A 16314-nucleotide genomic window follows, 5' to 3' on the forward strand; every position below is an offset into this window, starting at 1 on the left:
TGAACGTCCGTCCGCTTCGAGCGTAGATGGCTTTTCGCACCTCACTGCGTATACAGCTTCACCAGCCGGTACAGGAATGCCCGCCCGTCCAGAATCGACTTGACGCGGATGCGTTCGTTCAGGCCATGGACCCCCTGCCCGTCCGGGTCGGCGAACATGCCCGACACGCCATAGGTGGGGATGCCCGCCGCATTGGTGAAACGCCCGTCGGTCGCCCCGGTGGCGAGGCGCGGGATCACCGGCACGCCCGGCCACATCTCCTTGGTCAGCGCTTCAATCGGCCCCATGATCTGCGGCGTTAGTTCGGGCGCGGAGGATTTGGGCTGCGGCGGATCGGCCAGCGTCACCTTGACCTTCGAATCGGCCGCCACCTCGCTCAACCGCGCCAACACGGCGTCCACCGCCTCGCCCGGAATGATCCTGCAATTGACGTTGGCGGTCACCGATTGCGGCTGGGCATTGGGCGCATGGCCGCCGGAAATCAGCGTCGGGATGCAGGTTGTGCGCAGCGTCGCGTTCCAGCTCGCGCTCTCGGCCGACACGGCGGCATAGTCGGCCGCGCTCGCCTTGCCCGCGCCGATCGCCGCCATCGCGCTCGACACCTTGGCGGGATAGAGCGACGCCGACGCGCCGAAATAGGCTTTGGCCGCCGGGGTCAGGTTCACTGGGAAATCATAGGCGTTGACCCGCGCCAGCGCCGCCGCCATCCACCCGATCGCATTGACATGCGGGGTCTGGCGCGAACTATGGCCGCCCGGCGCGGTCGCGGTCAAGGTGAAGTCCTGATAGACTTTCTCGCCCGCCTGCACGCCCTGGCTCACCGGCTTGCCGCTCTCGTCCAGCGACCCGCCGCCGCCCTCGTTCAGCGCCCATCCGGCCGACATCGCATCGGGCTTGGTCTTGAGCAGATATTCGACGCCATTCAGCGCCTTCTCCGTCTCCTCGCCGCAGGTCAGCGCCAGCTTGATCGTCCGCTTTGGCGTGTAGCCCTCGGTCTTGTAACGGACCATCTGGTCGGTGAAGGCCGCCGCCATCGCCTTGTCGTCGGACGTGCCACGCCCGTAGAAATAGCCGCCTTCTTCGATCAGGCTGAACGGATCGCGCTCCCAGTCGCTGCGCTTGGCCGCGACCACGTCGATATGGGCGAGCAGCAGGATGGCGGGCAGCTTGGCGTCGCTGCCGCGCAGGATGGCGGTCAGATTGCCTTCCTTGGGATGCGCCGGATCGACGATGATCGCTACGTCGCTTGTCCCATAGCCCGCCGCCTTCAACCGCGCGCCCATCCGTTCGGCCGCCAGCGTGCAACTGCCGTCGGGCCAGCTCGAATCGGTTTCGACCAGTTCCTTGTAAAGACCCCGGAAAGCGGCCTCGCCCCCGCGCGCCTGCGCATCCGGGGTCGCGGCGTGGGCGCTGGTGGTGACGAGAAGCGCCGCGATCAGCGCGGCGGCGGGACGGTGAAATGCCATGGAAAAGCCCCTTGGATGAAAGAGACGACCAGCTTGGCGGAGCGGGGATGGAAGGGCAAGGCTTCTGGCAAAGCGTGAGTGTTCCCGCCTTTGCAGGAACACGCCCCGCTTCACAAAGGCAGCAACGCCGCCACGATCTGCCGCTCCTCGGCGCGCAGCACGCCCCAGGCGCGGGCCGCGGCGCGGCTGTCCATCGCCTCCACGCCGATCCCCAGCGCCTCGACCGCGCGGACGAAGGCGCGCGGCGGCTGCCGCAATCCGGCGCCGGTGCCCAGCAATAGAAATTCAGGCTTCGGATCGGCATCGAACAAGTCGCCCAGCGCCTTCACCGTCAGCGCCTCGACATCCGGCGCATCGTCCCAGGCCATTGCCCGCACCGGACTGAGCAGCAGGCCGTCGGGAAACACGTCATCGCGCACCCGAAAGCCCCGGCCCTGAAAGCCGGTGACGATCGGTCCCTGACCGTCATCGTCCCGGCGAACCTTGATCCCGGCGTCGCTCAGGGCTTGGCCCCATCGTCGCGCGGCCCGACCCGCTCGGCGGTGCCGGCATAGTCGCCCTTCTTGGCCGCCTTCTTATCCGATGTCTGCGGGGTCAGACCCAGCGAAATCAGCAGCGAAGACGACACATAGACCGACGAATAGGTGCCAACGATAATGCCCAGCATCATGGCGGCGGTGAAGCCGCGCAGCACATGGCCGCCCAGCAGCAGCAGCGCGCCCAGCGCCAGCAGGATGGTGACGGACGTCATCACGGTCCGGGGAAGGGTCTCGTTGACCGACAGATCGATCAGCGCCTTCATGTCCATCTTGCGATATTTGCGCATATTTTCGCGGATACGGTCATCGATCACCATCTTGTCGTTGATCGAATAGCCCACGATCGTCAGCACCGCGGCGATGATGTTGAGGTCGAATTCGAGCTGGGTGATCGCAAAGAAGCCCAGCGTCATCAGCACGTCATGGACGATCGCGACGAAGGTCGAGACGCCGAACTGCCATTCGTAGCGGAACCAGCTGAACACCGCGATGCCCAGGATCGCCAGCACGACCGCCAGCACGCCATTCTGGATCAGCTCGCCCGACACCTTGCCCGACACCGTGTCGTAGCGGGAGAAGGTGACGCCGGGGAATTGCGCGACCATCGCCTGGCGGGTCTTTTCCACCACAGCATTGGCCGCGCCGGCCCCGCCCTGATCGGGCAATGGCAGGCGAATCTGCACGGTATTGGCGTCGCCGAACTGCTGGAGCGAGCTTTCGCCCACGCCCAGACGGCCGATGGTGGAGCGCACCTTGTCGGTATCCACCGCCTGCGGGAATTTCGCCTCGATCATCAGGCCGCCGACGAAGTCGACGCCCAGATTGAGGCCCTTGTGCGCGGTCGCGCCCACGGCCAGCACGGTCAGCAGCGCGGTCAGGGCAAAGGCCCATTTGCGGATCGCAACGAAGCCGATATTGGTGTTGTCGGGGACGAGCTTGAGAAGTTTCATGGGTGTGTCCTCCCGCCCCTCTTAAATGTGAATGTCGGTCGGACGGGTGCGGCGCACCCAGTTCGCGACGACCATGCGGGTGAAGGTGACGGCGGTGAACACGCTGGTCGCGATGCCGATCAGCAGCACGATGGCGAAGCCCTTGACTGGCCCCGACCCCAGCGCGAGCATGATGCCGCCGGCGATGGCGTGGGTCACATTCGCCTCGAAGATCGTGCGGCTGGCTTCCTTGTAACCATGTTCGATCGCCGCCACGACATTGCGCCCCCGTCGCCGCTCTTCGCGGATGCGTTCGTAGATCAGCACGTTGGCGTCGACCGCCGTGCCGATGGTCAGCACGAAACCGGCGATGCCGGGCAACGTCAGCGTCGCGCCCAATATGCCCATGACGCCCAGGATGACCAGCACGTTGATCGCGACGGCCAGGTTCGCATACATGCCGAAGCGGCCATAGCTTACGAACATGAAGACCGCGACCGCGACCACCGCGACCACCGATGCGATCAGGCCCGCCCGGATCGAATCCGCGCCCAGCCCCGGCCCCACGGTGCGTTCTTCCACCACCACGAAGTTCACCGGCAGCTTGCCGGACCGCAGCGCGATGGCGAGCTGGTTGGCGCTTTCCACGGTGAAGCTGCCGCTGACCTGCGCGCTGCCGCCCAGGATCGGTTCGTTGATGTTCGGCGCCGACAGCACCTTGCCGTCCAGGATGATCGCGAAGGGGCGGTTGACATTCTGCGACGTCACCTGCCCGAACTTGCGGCCACCCGAACTGTTGAACCGGATGTTGACGATCGCCTGGTTGCTCTGGTCATAACCCTGCGTCGCGTCGGTCAGATCCTCGCCCGACACCATCACCTGGCGCTTGACCGCGATAAACGGCACGCCCGACGGGTTGTTGACATAGGGCAGCACTTCGCTGCCCACCGGCGCACGCCCCTGCGCCACTTCGGACGGGTTGGCGGTCGTGTCGACCAGCTTGAATTCCAGCTTGGCGGTCTGGCCCAGCAGCGCCTTCAGCGCCTTGGGATCTTGCAGCCCCGGCACCTGCACGACGATGCGATTGTCGCCCTGCTGCTGGATCGTCGGTTCGCGCGTGCCCATTTCGTCGATGCGGCGGCGGATGACTTCGGTCGAAACCTCCATCGCGCTCTTGACCGCATTCTTGATGCCCGCCTCGGTCGGCGTGATGACGATGGTAGAGCTGTTGACCACCTCGACATTGAAATCGCGCTGCCCGGTCAGGCCCGCGCCCTGCGTCAGCGGGCGGATGCGCTCGACGGCGGCATCGACCTGGGCAGGTTCGCGAACCATGAAGCTCAGCTTCCCGTCGCGGCTCGAAATATCACCGATCGCGATCCTGGGATCGCCCCGGCGCAATTCGGTGCGGACCTGCTCTTCCATGTTGGTGAGGCGCTGCTTGGCCACATCCTGCGTCGACGCTTCCAGCAGCAGATGGCTGCCGCCCGACAGGTCGAGGCCCAGATTGACGCGCGTCTGCATGAAGCCGGGCAGTTTCGTCACGACGCTGTCGGGCAGGAAGCTGGGCACGGCGCACAACACGCCGATCGCCAGAGGCAGGATGATCGCGAAGACCGCCCAGCGCGAGAAGTTCAGCATGAAGGCGCTCAGTCGTTCGCGGGCTTGGCGGCGGTCGGATCGATCACCTCGGTCAGGGTCGCCTTGACCGCCTTGACCTTCAGGCCCGGCGCCAGTTCGATGTCGGCGTAAATTTCGTCCACGCGCGCCACCTTGCCGACCAGGCCGCCGCCGGTGATGACCTGATCGCCCTTCTTCACGGCGTCGATCTTCGCCTTATGCGCCTTCATCTTCTTTTGTTGCGGACGGATCAGCAGGAAATAGAAGACGACGAAGATCAGGACCAGCGGCGCCATCTGCACCAGGATTCCGGCGCCGGAGGCTTGCCCGCCCGCGGTCTGGGCAAAGGCTGGGGTAATGAACATGGGTGGGACTGCCTCATTGTCTGTCGGTCGCGCACGCCCTCTCGGCGTCCACGGATCAAGGGCGGGCGGCTAACACAGATGGGGGCGCAGAGGCAATATGATTAGGGATTGCGGCGGTCGGCGCAAAGAGATGCGATTGAGCGCTTGCAACTTCCCATTTGTGCTACTATTGGGCGCCCTCCGGTCGGGACGTAGCGCAGCCTGGTAGCGCATCACACTGGGGGTGTGGGGGTCGGAGGTTCGAATCCTCTCGTCCCGACCAAGAAAGCCGCCGCTTTCTGCGCATATGCAGAAGGCGGCGTTTTCATTTGGGCCTTACGACCGGCACGCCTATATGACCGACAGTCGATCGACATGGTCACGCCACCATGCGACGATGGCGGTGGCGTTGCGGCCTCGCCCGTGGTGCCGGGAAAACAGCCTTATGTATATGATGACCGGCGCCGCGCTTGGCGCCATCCTGCTGATCCTCCTGCGGCTCAGCCTGACGCATATTCAGCGTTGGATGAAGCGCCATATCGAAGTCACATCGAAAGATGATGATCGCAAACCCCGCGACTGATCGCTCCGAACAGGGCCACATTTCCCCTGTCCTACAACGAACCATATGGGATAAATGATTCGCCTCATCTATGAAGGAGGCGAATATGGATATTGACGACCTGATCGAAGAGGTCATCGCCCGCGAAGGCGGCTATAGCAATCACCCCGCCGATCGCGGCGGCCCGACCAATATGGGCATCACCTTGGGCGTCGCTCGCGCCAATGGCTATGCTGGCGATATGCAGGCGATGCCGCGCAGCGTGGCCCAGGACATCTACCGCCGAATTTACTGGGAACGGCCCGGCTATGCCTTCGTCGCCGAGATGAGCGGGCCGATCGCCGCCGAATTGTTCGACACCGGCGTCAATATGGGCGTCGCCGCCGCGACCGGCTTCCTCCAGCGGGCGCTCAATGCGCTCAACCGCAACCAGCAGGATTATCCCGACATCAAGGTGGACCGGGCGATCGGCGCACGGACGCTCGCTGCTCTACGCGCCTTCCGCACGCTGCGCGGCGCGGCCGGCGACAAGGTTCTGCTCAAGGCGATGGAGGCGCTCCAGGGCGAACGCTATATCGCCCTGGCGGAGCAGCGCCCGGCCAACGAAGCCTTTCTCTATGGCTGGCTCGCCAACCGGATCGGTTAAAGGAGGCCGTGATGCAGCAGGAAACCGAATCTGATTCCACCGACCCGTGGGCACGGCGGGCGCGGCCCGCCTTCCTCTATGTCATGTACGCGCTGCTGCTTTGGTCGGTGCCGATGGGGTTGGTCGCAGGCGTCCATCCGGCCACGGCGGCGGCGATCATCGCGGGGATGCGCGCCTATCTCGATGCCCTGCCCGAACCGCTCTACGCGCTCTTTGGCACCGGCTATCTGGGCTACACCGCCGCGCGCGCCTGGGGCAAGGCGAAGGGGCTGGAGCGCTGACCGGCTGAGTATCAGCCCTGCCTATGTCCCGGACTGCAATATGCTATCGACCACGCAAAGCATGAGAGGGGCCGTCGGGGGAAACCCGACGACCCATCATGTGCATGGTCAGCGGCCGGAAGCACCGCCCAAGGAAAACGGAATATCGCGCTATCGCCCGCACAGAGACATGGCCTGTCTATTGGCGCTCACAGTCTCTGGAGAGGGGTCGACGCCAAGGCGTCGCTCAGCGGCGCGTTTCCCGAATGGACTGAACCGACCCCAATGCTGAACCATGAGACATCGGATCACCTCCTTTCGCTAGTTGAAGCCCGCGTGGCCGACTTCGATGTAACCTCTGATCGGCCACGAGACGGACTTTGAATCAGACGCAAGGTAGGATCAAGACTTGTAATTTTCTTTTTTCGAATCATACTTCCGCGTCCGCACCTCGACCGGAATCGCGTCCAACGGTTCAGCCCCGGCAATCTTCGATGACGCGCGATATTTCGGCCCAGGCCGGAACGATCAGCATCGGCGCGCCCGCCGCCTCCACCGCGATCTTGCCACGGCTATAGGCCAGTTGGTCGAGCCCCGCGTCGGACGCCGCGCGGAAGGCGACCAGTTGCCCCGCCGCTCCGGCAGACACCGTTGCCGGCCAACTCGCCGCGCCATAGCTGGTCCGCACGATCAGCGCGCCCTGCCCAGCCCCGGCCCCCGCCCGCGCCAGACTGACCCGGCGGCTGGCACGATCGCAGCGCAGCGTCAGTTGCGCATCGGCAACGCCGGGTCCGAACGCGGCCGACGATCCCGCCGCCTCGGCACGATAGGTCCAGCCGCCCGGCGCAACCGGCCGATATTGCCAGCCGCTCGCGACCGGCGCGGGCTGCGGCGTCGATGCGGGGGCAGGCGCAGCCGGAGACGGCCGCGCAGGCGCGGACGCAGGCGCCGGTACAGACGCGGGCCGCGTCACCGGCCGCTGCGCGCCGGGACCGACGCAGGAACCGAGCAGGATCAAAAACGGCGCAAGCGCGGTGAAGGATGGGATAAGACGCATAGCCTTCCATGCCGGACGCTTGGCTCCCGCTCAACCCGAAAAGGGTCGAGCCGCCGACCCGCTGCGTCCGGCCGCATGGCAATTGACAGTTTTCCGCCGAATCGCTAAAGGCCCCCTTCCCCTGAACGTGGCGAGCGGCGGTGCTTTTGGCACTGGCCGTCTTTTTTGCGTCCTGGGGCTATGTAATTGGCCGTTTTTCCTGGCCAGGGAAAATCGGCTCGGACGCTTTGAGATAGGGACGGCTCCGGTCGACCCTGTGGAGCAGGAGACACTATTACCATGGCACGTATTGCGGGTGTGAACATCCCGACCAACAAGCGCGTGATCATCGCGCTGACCTACATCCACGGCATCGGTCGCAAGACCGCCGTCGACATCGCCGACAAGCTGGGCATCGATCACAGTCGCCGCGTGCAGGACCTGTCCGACGCCGAAGTGCTTCAGATTCGTGAAACCATCGACGCCGACCTGTCCGTCGAGGGCGACCTGCGTCGCGAAACCGCGATGAACATCAAGCGCCTGATGGATCTGGCCTGCTATCGCGGCCTGCGTCATCGCAAGGGCCTGCCGGTCCGCGGCCAGCGCACGCACACCAATGCGCGCACCCGCAAGGGCAAGGCGAAGCCGATCGCTGGCAAGAAGAAGTAAGTAAGGCGCCGGGAAAACAGTCCGGGGGACTGTTTTCAGCCTTACTCCGCCGGAGGCAGCCATCGACAAGGCGCGGCCTAGGCCTAGCAGATTTTGTAGGAAGAACTCAAAATGGCACGCGAACCCCAGCGCATTAAGCGCCGCGAACGCAAGAACATCTCGGCCGGCGTGGCCCACGTCAACGCCAGCTTCAACAACACCATGGTGACCATCACCGACGCCCAGGGCAACGCGATTTCGTGGTCCTCGGCCGGCATGATGGGCTTCAAGGGCAGCCGCAAGTCCACGCCGTACGCCGCTCAGGTGTGCGCCGAAGACGCTGGCCGCAAGGCCGCCGAACATGGCGTCCGTACTTTGGAAGTCGAAGTCAAAGGCCCCGGTTCGGGCCGTGAATCGGCTCTGCGCGCGCTGCAGGCCGTCGGCTTCCACATCACCTCCATCCGCGACGTGACGCCGATCCCGCACAATGGCGTGCGTCCGTCCAAGCGTCGCCGCGTCTAACAGCGGCTGAACGACATGCGGGCGGCGGACGCGCCGCCCGTTACCCGTCTACATCGGCCGCAACGTCCTGTCGGGTCCAGGATGATAAGCGTTTCGGCCACATCCCCAGGGGAATTACATGACTGTCAACATGAAGAACTGGCAGGAATTGAAGAAGCCCAACGCCCTCGAAATCAAGCCGACCAGCGACGGCAAGCGCAAGGCGACCTTCGTCGCCGAACCGCTTGAGCGTGGTTTCGGCCTGACGCTCGGCAATGCGTTGCGGCGGGTTCTTCTTTCCTCGCTCCAGGGCGCGGCGGTCACCTCGATCAAGATCGAGAACGTCCTGCATGAATTCTCGTCGCTCGCCGGCGTCCGCGAAGACGTGACCGACATCGTCCTCAATATCAAGCAGGTCGCGCTCCGCATGGAAGGCGAAGGCCCCAAGCGGCTGCAGCTGTCCGCCACGGGCCCGGCCGTGGTGAAGGCGGGCGATATCAGCGTCGTGGGCGACATCGAAGTGATGAACCCCGAACTGGTCATCTGCCATCTGGACCAGGGCGCAACGCTCAACATGGAACTGACGGCTGACATCGGCAAGGGTTATGTCCCCGCCGTCGCCAACCGCCCGGCGGACGCCCCTATCGGCCTCATTCCGATCGATGCGCTCTACTCGCCGGTCCGTCAGGTCGCCTACAAGGTGGACAATACCCGCGTCGGCCAGGAACTGGACTATGACAAGCTGTCGCTGACCATCGAAACCGATGGCACCGTCACGCCGGAAGACGCGGTGGCCTACGCCGCCCGTATCCTGCAGGACCAGCTCCAGCTGTTCGTCCACTTCGAAGACGCGCTGCCCGCCGCTGCGCCTGCTGCGGGTCACACCGCCGCTACGGCTTCGGAAGGCGAAAGCGACACCAACCAGATCAACCGCTATCTTCTCAAGAAGGTGGACGAACTGGAACTGTCGGTCCGCTCGGCCAACTGCCTCAAGAACGACAACATCATCTATATCGGCGATCTGGTCCAGAAGACCGAAGCCGAGATGCTGCGCACCCCCAATTTCGGCCGCAAGTCGCTGAACGAAATCAAGGAAGTGCTGTCGTCCATGGGCCTGCGCCTGGGCATGGACATCCCTGGCTGGCCGCCGGAGAATATCGAGGAAATGGCCAAGAAGCTCGAACAGGAGCTGCTGGGTTAAAGCCAGACTGCCGTTCGTTTCGAGCGAAGTCGAGAAGCGGGAAGCGCGCGCAAGACGCTTCTCGCCACGCTCGAAGCGAACGGATGCTGGTTTATCGGGGTTTTGGGCGGCGCCCCTTATTCGCCGCCTGGTCTGGGATACCTCACACGGTCCCTTAACGAACGAAGGAATGCAACATGCGTCACAAAATGGGTCAGCGTAAGCTGCAACGCGCCACCGGCCATCGTAATGCGCTTCTGCGCAACCTGGCCGCCTCGCTCATCAAGCATGAGCAGATCATGACCGGCGCGGTCAAGGCGAAGGCGCTGCGCCCCTACGTCGAAAAGCTGATCACCCTCGCCAAAAAGGGTGGCCTGTCCAACCGTCGCCTGGCCGACGCCCGGCTGAAGGACGATGCGCAGCTGGTCAAGCTGTTCGAAGTCCTGGCCGAGCGCTACAAGGACCGCAACGGCGGCTATACCCGCGTGATCAAGGCCGGTTTCCGCGCGTCCGACGCGGCGCCGATGGCGATCATCGAACTGGTCGACCGCGACGTCAGCGCCAAGGGCCAGGACAGCGGTCCGGTCTTCAGCGCGGACGACGAGCTGGAAGAAGCCTGATCCGACCAGTCCCGGATTAAGGGACTGGCGCTTTACCAACAGGCCGTGGCTCTCTAGGAGCCACGGCCTGTTGTCGTTTGGAAAAGAGTCGAAAAGAGAGGATGCGCGCCGCTGCCCTGATCCTGCTGCCGCTGTTGCTGGCGGCCAATCCCGTCCTGGCGGAACCGGACGGCGCGACCCCGGAAGCCGCCGCCATCGATGCGGGCGGGCGCACGGAAGCCGGCGTGCTGCGCTATCCGATCACGAAACGGCTGGACCTGGTCGAGGATCATTTCGGCGTGAAGGTCGCCGATCCCTATCGCTGGCTGGAAAACGACCTGCGGGCCGACCCTGCGGTGCGCGACTGGGTGGGGCGGGAAAATGCCCTCACCCGCCGTTATCTCGACGACCTGCCCGGCCGCGAAGCGCTCAAGGGCCGGATGCGGGCGTTGCTCTCGCACGGGCGCTACACCGTGCCGCGCAAGGCGGGCGGCCGCTATTTCTATGGCTATAACAAGGGACTGGAGAACCAGACCCCGCTCTATGTCCGCGACGGGCTGTCCGGCCCGCAACGCCTGCTGCTCGACCCCAATGACTGGGCGAAGGACGGCGCGAGCGCGCTGGCCGAATGGACCCCCTCCCCCGACGGCCGCACCCTCGCCTTCGCGGTGCAGGAGGCCGGCAGCGACTGGCGCACGCTCAAACTGCTCGACGTCGATACCGGCAAAATGCTGGACGACCGGGTCGAATGGGTGAAATTCTCCCAGATCGCCTGGGACGGCCGGGCAGAGGGCTTTTTCTACTCCCGCTTCGCCGCGCCCCAGGAGGGTCAGGCCTTCCGCTCCGCCAACGAAGACCAGCAACTCTATTATCACCGCATCGGCACCCGTCAGGCGCAGGATCAACTCGTCTACGCCACGCCCGACCGGCCCGCCCTCAGCCATCAGGCCCAGGTGACCGGCGACGGCCGCTGGCTGATCATCAGCTCCTTTCAGGGCATAGACCCCCGCCGCGAACTCCATGTCGCCGAACTCACCGGCGGCCCGATCAAGCCCCGCCTGCTGGTCAAGGGACCGGCGCAGGACTGGCGGCTGATCGGCAGCAAGGGCACGACCCTCTTCTTCCTGACCGACGACCGCGCGCCCCACATGCGGGTGGTGACGCTCGACGCATCGCGGCCGCGCCGGGGACCGCGTGAACTGGTCCGCGAACGGCCCGAAACGCTGGCGGGCGGATCGCTGGTCGGCAACCGCATGATCCTGGCCTATATGAGCGACGCCCAGACGGTCGCCGAACTGGTCGATCTGGACGGGCGCAAGGTGACCGACGTGCCGCTGCCGGGCTTTGGCACCGCAGCGGGCTTTGGCGGGCGGGAGGGCGACCCCGAAACCTTCTTCAGCTTCTCCGGCTTCGTCACCCCGTCCAGCATCTACCGCTTCGACACGGCCAGCCTGCAAAGCCAGATCTTCGCCCAGCCCGACCTGCCCTTCGACCCCCGTGATTTCGGCATCGAACAGCGCCTCTACCCGTCGAAGGACGGCACGCTGATCCCGATGACGATCCTGCGCAAGAAGGCGCTGGCCGATCGCGCGATCGCCGCGCCGACCATCCTCTACGGCTATGGCGGCTTCAACATCAGCCTCACGCCCGGCTATTCGGCGACCCGCATGGCCTGGCTGGAACAGGGCGGCGCCTATGCCATCGCCAATCTGCGCGGCGGCGGGGAATATGGGAAGGCGTGGCACGATGCCGGGCGCGGCGCGAACAAACAGAATGTCTTCGACGATTTCATCGCCGCGGCCGAATATCTGAAAGCCAACGGCTTCACCCCCCAGAACGGCCTCGCGATCGAGGGCCGATCGAACGGCGGGCTGCTCGTCGGCGCCGTGGTCAACCAGCGCCCGGACCTGTTCGCCGCCGCGCTGCCCGCCGTCGGCGTCATGGACATGCTGCGCTTCGACCGCTTCACCGCGGGCCGCTACTGGATCGACGATTATGGATCGCCCGACAAGGCGGCCGATTTCCCCCTGCTTTATGGCTATTCGCCCTATCACAACATATTGGGCGGAAAGGATTATCCCGCGATATTGGTGACCACCGCGGACACCGACGATCGCGTCGTTCCCGCCCATAGTTTCAAATATGCCGCCGCGCTCCAGGCCGCGGACCTGGGCGCCCGCCCCCGCCTGCTGCGCGTCGAAAACCGGGCGGGCCATGGATCGGGCAAGCCAGTGGATAAGCTGATCGACGAATATGCCGACAGCTACGGCTTCGCGGCCTATTTCACCGGATTGCAGATCAAGGCCAAGCCGCAGTAATTTTATTCAGCCGCGCGACAGCCGACCGCCGCTATATCCCCGTCCATCGCATGGAGACGCAGGCATGATCGGGACCAAGACACGCTGGATGACCGGAGCGCTGGTGAGCGCGGGACTGCTGCTGGGCAGCGTCAGCGCCGCAGAAGCTCGTCCGCGTTATGGCTATGACCGGGGCTGGAATGGCGGCGGTCCTGGCGGCTGGAACCGGCATCATCGCCGCGGCGACGGCTTTGGCCTGGGCGACGCGATCGGCGTCGCCGCCATTCTTGGCGCGGTCGCGGTCGTCGCCTCCTCCGTGAACAGGAACAAGCAGGTCCGCGACCCGAACACCGGCGGGACATATGATGCGCCGCCGCCCCGCACCGGCACCGACTATGGCACGGACATCCGCAACGATACGCCTGCGCGCGACGACGCGGACTTTTCCGATGTCGCCGCGCAGGACGACGGCATGACAGACGCCTGCGCCATGGCCGCGCGCGACGAAGCGCAGGACCGCGAAGGCGGCTATGCCGAAGTCCGCCACATGGAAACGCCCCTCGCCACGGCGGACGGTTATAATATCGACGGCTATGTCGAAACCCGCGCCAGCTACCGCGCCAATGACGGTGTCTCGCGCCGCTTCACCTGCGCCATGAAAAACGGCCGCGTGGCGAACGTATACATCAGCCGCGATCTTGCAGCACAGTAACACGCATCCGCTTGGCAGGGCGGTCATGGCCGGTTAGGCCAACCGCCATGACCGCCCCGTTTATGCCCCGTCGCACCGCCGCGATCGCCTTCATCCTCATCACGGCGCTGCTCGACGTCATGTCGATGGGGATCGTCATCCCGGTCCTGCCGCAATTGATCGAAATCCTGTCCGGCTCGGATGCGGCGGCGGGCATGTGGAACGGCCTGTTCGTCGCCCTCTGGGCCGGGATGCAGTTCGTCTGTTCGCCGCTCATCGGCTCGCTGTCCGACCGTTTCGGCCGCCGCCCGGTGATCCTGATCTCGGTCGCGGGCCTCGCGCTCGACTTCGTGCTGATGGCGCTCGCGCCCAATCTCTGGTGGCTGGCATTGGGCCGCATCCTGGCGGGCGTCACCTCGTCCAGCTTCACCTCCACCTTCGCCTATATGGCCGACATCACCCCGCCACAGGATCGCGCCAGGGGCTATGGCCTGATCGGCGCGGCGTTCAGCGCGGGCTTCGTCGCCGGCCCGCTGATCGGCGGCCTGCTGGGCGAAATTTCGCTGCGCGCGCCCTTCTGGGCCGCTGCCGCCCTGTCCGGCCTCGCCTTCCTTTATGGCTGCTTCGTCCTGCCCGAATCACTCGCCCCGGCAAAGCGCATGGCGTTCAGCTGGCGCCGCGCCAACCCCTTCGGCGCATTGAAGCTGCTCCGCTCGCACCCGGAACTCTCCAGCCTCGCCGTCGGCAATTTCCTCCTCTATTTCGCCCATCATATCTTCTCCGCCATCTTTGTCCTCTATGCTGGCGACCGCTATGGCTGGGGCGCATGGCAGGTGGGCGGGCTGCTGGCGCTGGTCGGCTTGCTGGACATGGGGGTGCAGGGCTTGGCTGTAGGCCCGGTGGTCAAGCGCCTGGGCGACCGCGCCACCATGGTCGTGGGCCTTTGCTTCGGCGCCATCGGCATTGCGTCCATGGGCCTCGCGTCCACCGGCTGGCTGTTCGTCGCCGCCATGTTCCCCAACGCGCTCTGGGGCCTCGCTATGCCGACGCTCCAGTCGCTGATGACCCGCCACGTCTCCGAATCCGAACAGGGGCAGTTGCAGGGCGCGAACAACAGCGTCGGCGCGATCGCCGGCATCATCTCGCCGCTCTTCTTTGGCGCCATCTACTCGCTGTCGGTCGGCCCCCGCCCGCCCCTGCCCTTCATCGGCAGCGCCTTCCTCATCGCCGCCGCCGTACTGGCCTTCGCCGCGCTCATCGGCTGGCGCGCCGGGCAGCAGTTCAAGCCGCAACTGGACATATCGGGGCCGGGCGACTAACCGGGCGCGAATCCCTTCCCACGCTCGACATAAAGGCGATTCGATGACGCTGCCCCTTCAGGATTCCATCCTTATCGTGGACTTCGGCAGCCAGGTGACCCAGCTCATCGCCCGGCGCGTACGCGAAGCCGGCGTCTATTCCGAAATCGCCCCCTTCAACACCGCCGCCGAAGCCTTCGCGCGGATGCAGCCCAAGGGCATCATTCTGTCGGGCGGCCCCTCCTCGGTCATGTGGGAAGACAGCCCCCGCGCCCCGCAAGCCCTCTTCGACGCGGGCATCCCTATCCTTGGCATCTGCTACGGCCAGCAGACGATGATGCAGCAGCTCGGCGGCAATGTCGAAGGCGGCGAGAGCGGCGAGTTCGGCCGCGCCTTCATCGAAGTGAAGAAGCCGTGCGCCCTGTTCGATGGCCTGTGGACCACCGGCGACAAGCATCAGGTCTGGATGAGCCATGGCGACAAGGTCACGACCCTCGCTCCCGGCTTCGAAGTCGTCGCGACCAGCGAGGGCGCGCCCTATGCCGTCACCGCCAACGAAGCCAAGCGCTTCTACGCCACCCAGTTCCACCCCGAAGTCGTCCACACCCCCGACGGCGCCAAATTGCTCGCCAATTTCGTCCGCCATGTCTGCGGCCTGGCCGGTGACTGGACCATGGCCGAATTTCGCGCGGCCAAGATCGCCGAAATCCGCGCGCAAGTGGGCGAAGGCCGGGTGATCTGCGGCCTGTCCGGCGGCGTCGACAGCGCGGTCGCCGCGGTCCTGATCCACGAAGCGATCGGCGATCAGCTCACCTGCGTATTCGTCGATCATGGCCTGATGCGTCTGGGCGAGGCCGAACAGGTGGTCAGCCTGTTCCGCGAACATTATGGCATCAAGCTGGTCCATGTGAACGCGGAAGACCGCTTCCTGGGCGGCCTTGCCGGCCTCACCGACCCGGAAAAGAAGCGCAAGTTCATCGGCGGCGAATTCATCAAGGTCTTCGAGGAGGAAGCCGCCAAGGTCGGCGGCGCCGATTTCCTCGCGCAGGGCACGCTCTATCCCGACGTCATCGAATCGGTCAGCTTCACCGGCGGCCCTTCGGTCACGATCAAGTCGCACCATAATGTCGGCGGCCTGCCCGAACGCATGAACATGAAGCTGGTCGAACCTTTACGCGAACTGTTCAAGGACGAAGTCCGCGTGCTGGGCAAGGAACTGGGCCTGCCCGACATTTTCGTCGGCCGCCATCCCTTCCCCGGCCCCGGCCTCGCCATCCGCATCCCCGGCGAAGTGACCAAGGAACGCTGCGACATTCTCCGCAAGGCGGACTTCATCTATCTGGAGGAAATCCGCAACGCAGGGCTGTACGACGCGATCTGGCAGGCCTTCGCCGTACTGCTCCCGGTCCGCACCGTCGGTGTCATGGGCGACCTGCGCACCTATGACAGCGTCTGCGCCGTGCGCGCCGTGACCTCCACCGACGGCATGACCGCCGACATCTATCCCTTCGACGCCGCCTTCCTCAGCCGCGTCGCGACCCGCATCATCAACGAGGTCAAGGGCATCAACCGCGTGGTGTACGACTACACCTCGAAGCCGCCGGGGACCATCGAGTGGGAATAAACCGGGATCAACGGCCGTTCGGGGGACGGCCATCCGGTTTATTCGGCCGCGCAAGCGGCCGCAGCGGTGGAGAC

17 protein-coding genes and 1 tRNA gene are annotated in these 16314 nt (G+C 65.1%); 12 read left to right on the forward strand and 6 right to left on the reverse strand.

Going from position 1 to position 16314, the window contains the following annotated elements; translation table 11 throughout:
- Positions 1-41: 41 nt before the first annotated feature.
- From sphantq_RS07945 to yajC, 5 genes are all read right to left on the reverse strand, one after another.
- The gene (locus tag sphantq_RS07945) at positions 42-1466 is read right to left on the reverse strand and encodes a M20/M25/M40 family metallo-hydrolase (protein ID WP_272799971.1); all 1425 of its coding nucleotides are present in this window, start codon (positions 1464-1466) and stop codon (positions 42-44) included.
- Between the two features lie 110 nt (positions 1467-1576).
- Entirely contained in the window at positions 1577-1885 is a 309-nt protein-coding gene (locus tag sphantq_RS07950; protein ID WP_272799972.1) for an Mth938-like domain-containing protein, read from the reverse strand.
- A gap of 80 nt (positions 1886-1965) precedes the next feature.
- On the reverse strand, positions 1966-2955 hold the full coding sequence (gene secF / locus sphantq_RS07955; protein WP_066606520.1) for a protein translocase subunit SecF: 990 nt from the start codon (positions 2953-2955) through the stop codon (positions 1966-1968).
- A gap of 21 nt (positions 2956-2976) precedes the next feature.
- Positions 2977-4575 (reverse strand): protein translocase subunit SecD, encoded by a 1599-nt coding sequence (gene secD / locus sphantq_RS07960; RefSeq protein ID WP_272799973.1) that lies wholly within the window; start codon positions 4573-4575, stop codon positions 2977-2979.
- Positions 4576-4583: 8 nt separating this feature from the next.
- On the reverse strand, positions 4584-4919 hold the full coding sequence (yajC, locus tag sphantq_RS07965) for a preprotein translocase subunit YajC (protein ID WP_066606525.1): 336 nt from the start codon (positions 4917-4919) through the stop codon (positions 4584-4586).
- Positions 4920-5104: 185 nt separating this feature from the next.
- Between yajC and sphantq_RS07970 the strand changes: the two genes are divergently transcribed.
- The 4 genes from sphantq_RS07970 (at position 5105) to sphantq_RS07985 (ending at position 6387) form a co-directional block, all read left to right on the forward strand.
- A tRNA-Pro gene (locus sphantq_RS07970) sits at positions 5105-5181 on the forward strand.
- Positions 5182-5205: 24 nt separating this feature from the next.
- Complete coding sequence (locus tag sphantq_RS07975) at positions 5206-5481, forward strand: hypothetical protein (protein ID WP_129926774.1); 276 nt, start codon at positions 5206-5208, stop codon at positions 5479-5481.
- A gap of 85 nt (positions 5482-5566) precedes the next feature.
- Positions 5567-6106, forward strand: a complete 540-nt coding sequence (locus sphantq_RS07980) for a glycoside hydrolase family 108 protein (RefSeq protein ID WP_066607444.1) — start codon at positions 5567-5569, stop codon at positions 6104-6106.
- Positions 6107-6117: 11 nt separating this feature from the next.
- A complete protein-coding gene (locus sphantq_RS07985; protein WP_066606526.1) occupies positions 6118-6387 on the forward strand; it encodes a 3TM-type holin in 270 nt (89 codons plus the stop codon).
- Positions 6388-6841: 454 nt separating this feature from the next.
- On the opposite strand, the gene sphantq_RS07990 is transcribed toward sphantq_RS07985, so the two are convergent.
- Positions 6842-7423, reverse strand: a complete 582-nt coding sequence (locus sphantq_RS07990; RefSeq protein ID WP_066606528.1) for a hypothetical protein — start codon at positions 7421-7423, stop codon at positions 6842-6844.
- Positions 7424-7702: 279 nt separating this feature from the next.
- On the opposite strand from sphantq_RS07990, the gene rpsM reads away from it, so the two are divergent.
- The 8 genes from rpsM to guaA all read left to right on the forward strand — a co-directional run bounded on the left by rpsM (position 7703) and on the right by guaA (position 16240).
- Positions 7703-8071, forward strand: a complete 369-nt coding sequence (gene rpsM / locus sphantq_RS07995; RefSeq protein WP_066606530.1) for a 30S ribosomal protein S13 — start codon at positions 7703-7705, stop codon at positions 8069-8071.
- Between the two features lie 111 nt (positions 8072-8182).
- Positions 8183-8572, forward strand: a complete 390-nt coding sequence (rpsK, locus tag sphantq_RS08000) for a 30S ribosomal protein S11 (protein WP_004208752.1) — start codon at positions 8183-8185, stop codon at positions 8570-8572.
- A gap of 118 nt (positions 8573-8690) precedes the next feature.
- The gene (locus sphantq_RS08005; RefSeq protein WP_272799974.1) at positions 8691-9752 is read left to right on the forward strand and encodes a DNA-directed RNA polymerase subunit alpha; all 1062 of its coding nucleotides are present in this window, start codon (positions 8691-8693) and stop codon (positions 9750-9752) included.
- A gap of 176 nt (positions 9753-9928) precedes the next feature.
- On the forward strand, positions 9929-10351 hold the full coding sequence (gene rplQ, locus sphantq_RS08010) for a 50S ribosomal protein L17 (protein WP_066606534.1): 423 nt from the start codon (positions 9929-9931) through the stop codon (positions 10349-10351).
- A gap of 101 nt (positions 10352-10452) precedes the next feature.
- Entirely contained in the window at positions 10453-12648 is a 2196-nt protein-coding gene (locus tag sphantq_RS08015) for a prolyl oligopeptidase family serine peptidase (RefSeq protein ID WP_129926773.1), read from the forward strand.
- A gap of 64 nt (positions 12649-12712) precedes the next feature.
- On the forward strand, positions 12713-13339 hold the full coding sequence (locus sphantq_RS08020; protein WP_201785529.1) for a hypothetical protein: 627 nt from the start codon (positions 12713-12715) through the stop codon (positions 13337-13339).
- Positions 13340-13386: 47 nt separating this feature from the next.
- Positions 13387-14637: a TCR/Tet family MFS transporter gene (locus sphantq_RS08025; RefSeq protein WP_129926772.1), complete on the forward strand. Its 1251-nt coding sequence runs from the start codon at positions 13387-13389 to the stop codon at positions 14635-14637.
- A gap of 43 nt (positions 14638-14680) precedes the next feature.
- Positions 14681-16240: a glutamine-hydrolyzing GMP synthase gene (gene guaA / locus sphantq_RS08030; protein ID WP_272799975.1), complete on the forward strand. Its 1560-nt coding sequence runs from the start codon at positions 14681-14683 to the stop codon at positions 16238-16240.
- Positions 16241-16314: the final 74 nt, after the last annotated feature.

The sequence above is a fragment of the Sphingobium sp. AntQ-1 genome, assembly GCF_028538045.1.
GTDB lineage: Bacteria > Pseudomonadota > Alphaproteobacteria > Sphingomonadales > Sphingomonadaceae > Sphingobium > Sphingobium cupriresistens.